Here is a 1,471-nt window from a genome sequence, read left to right as displayed (position 1 = left end):
ACATCCTTCCTTACTTTATACCCCGTGCATATCGTTGGATGGCTTCTTGCTGCACCGTTCACGTAGCACCAGTAATGTTCAAAGCCTGATGCGCTGAACGCTGAAAGGATGATGGAATGGTGCATGCCCCGTCTGATGTTATGAGTATAAGCACAAAAGGCATGAACAAACTGAAAATTAATTTCGTCCTTGCGTGCGCATAGCTTCTCGCACTCCTTCCAAGCCCCCCGCGATTCGGATGTAACGGGAGATGCTGTAAAGTGTTTCCGGATAGTCGGGTTGTTCAACCATCCGATGGCTTTGAAGTGTCGTCGAAGCTCGAAAAGCATAAGTAGATGTAGTGAAATGGAACGGACGAACGATATTTTCTATTCATTGGCAGAAGACGAAAATAATGAATGCTGGTCTCGGGTTTCGTTTCGATAAATTATACTTACTTGTGTATGTACATATAGATTACGAACATTGGATTAGCCTTTTGTTTTCCACCACACTTTGTGCCAGGAAATGAATTTAAAATAACAGTAGTCAATTTATGCTTTGTAAAACAATGTTATTGAAAGGCCTTTAATGAATAACATAATTGAACTATTCAAAATATAGACTTCTACAACATAAAAAATGTTCCTTTGTTTTATTTGTTTGTTCTAAAATTAATTAAAAGATAACGGCTAATTTTTTTTATTCAGGAGTAACGGTCCAAAAAGGCCGTATTGCTGGTTGTTGAGTTGTTGAAATTGTTGAAAGTAGGCAATTTCCTACCCCTCAAATATAACGCAAAGCGAATGTTCACTTGGGCAGGGAAACATTTCACCAACACTGTAAATACATGTAAGCAATTCATTCCGCCTATGTGTTTCGTACAATAAACACACACTTAAATACGACTGCGCAAGTGTCCTGCTATTTCTCCCTTCCAACAGGTTATGGGCCCAGGGAAAGTTCCAAGAAAGGTTTCTCGGAAAGTTTAAGTCGTGTGTGTAGAAGTGAATCTTCTGTTTTCTGGCGTGAATCGATAAAGGTCCAGTATGGCAGATGCCGGAAAGTTTTCGTTTGCCAGGTTGAATAACCAAAACTATCAGGACTGGAAGTTTCGTATGGAAATGCTTATGATTCGCGAAGAGCTCTGGTACGTGATCGACGAACCAAAGGTTGAACCAGTGACGCCACAATCAAGGATGATAAAAGGGCTCGAGCAACTATTGGACTATGTGTTGAGGAAAACCAATTGAGCATAGTGAAAAAGGCAGATTCGGCAAAGGAATCCTGGGAAAAGCTGCGTGAGTACCATGAAAAGACAACCGTTACCTCAAGGGTGTCCCTATTGAAAAAGTTGTGTAACCTGAACCTGGGCGAAAACGGTGATATGGACCGCCATCTTATGCAGGTTGATGAACTCTTCGATCGACTCACAATTGCGGGACAAGCAATGGAAGAATCGCTTAAAATCGCCATGATTCTGCGTAGCTTG

1 protein-coding gene is annotated in these 1,471 nt (G+C 41.3%); it reads left to right on the top strand.

Annotated elements, in window-relative coordinates; all coding sequences use genetic code 11:
• Positions 1 to 1,171: 1,171 nt before the first annotated feature.
• The coding region (locus RAZWK3B_RS22035; protein ID WP_157132354.1) for a gag-polypeptide of LTR copia-type domain-containing protein at positions 1,172 to 1,471 on the top strand (300 nt) is incomplete at its 3' end.

Origin of the sequence: Roseobacter sp. AzwK-3b (assembly GCF_000170875.1) — a bacterium.
Lineage (GTDB): Bacteria > Pseudomonadota > Alphaproteobacteria > Rhodobacterales > Rhodobacteraceae > Roseovarius > Roseovarius litoreus.
Note: the sequence above shows the minus strand (reverse complement) of the source record. Positions and strands in the feature narration are given on the sequence as shown.